This window comes from Bradyrhizobium cosmicum, from assembly GCF_032290525.1.
Taxonomy (GTDB): Bacteria; Pseudomonadota; Alphaproteobacteria; order Rhizobiales; family Xanthobacteraceae; genus Bradyrhizobium; species Bradyrhizobium cosmicum_A.
This window is the reverse complement of sequence record NZ_JASXTA010000079.1, coordinates 1-636: the sequence shown is the minus strand read 5'-3', so window position 1 is coordinate 636 and position 636 is coordinate 1. Positions and strand designations below refer to the sequence as shown.

Genomic DNA, 636 nt, shown 5'->3' with positions numbered 1-636 from the left:
CCAAAACGACGCCAAGGGGTTGGCCGAAATGGCCCGCATGGGATGGTATCGGGAAGCTGCCGTGAAGGGGGCGGAGAACTGGAAAACCCGTTCGATGCTGGCGGCTCGAACCAAGCTGGTGAATCTGCGGCGAGATATTGACAACCAAATGCGAGGTCTGTGCAAGGGGTTGGGAATAGTGCTCGGCAAGGCCGGCTCGACGAACTTGGCTCGCAAAGTCGACGCCGTGCTTGCTGAAGCGCCGGATTTACAAGATATTTTCGCACCGCTGGTCCTTGCCCAGTCCTGTTTGACCGAGCAAATTGAGAGGTTCAATCGACAGCTCATGGCAGTGGCAAAAGGCGATCAAACTGTTCGGCGAATGATGACCGTTCCCGGTATCGGTCCCCTAACTGCCCTGTCCTTCGTCGTAACCATCGACAACCCCACTCGCTTCAAACATTCCGCCGACGTGGGTGCCTATCTAGGCCTGACACCAAGACGTTATCAATCCGGCGAGATGGATCGTACTGGCCGCATCTCCAAGCGCGGCAACCACCAGATGCGAACTTATCTGTTCGAGGCCGCGAACGTCCTGCTGACCGTTGTCAGGCGAGGTTCTGCGCTCAAGCGCTGGGGCAGCAAGCTGGCCAAACG

The 636-nt window shown here is 57.7% G+C and carries 1 protein-coding gene; it reads left to right on the top strand.

Annotated elements, in window-relative coordinates; translation table 11 throughout:
• Positions 1–636, top strand: a 636-nt coding sequence (locus QSV46_RS39105; protein WP_314964011.1) for an IS110 family transposase, incomplete at both ends; no start/stop codon positions are given.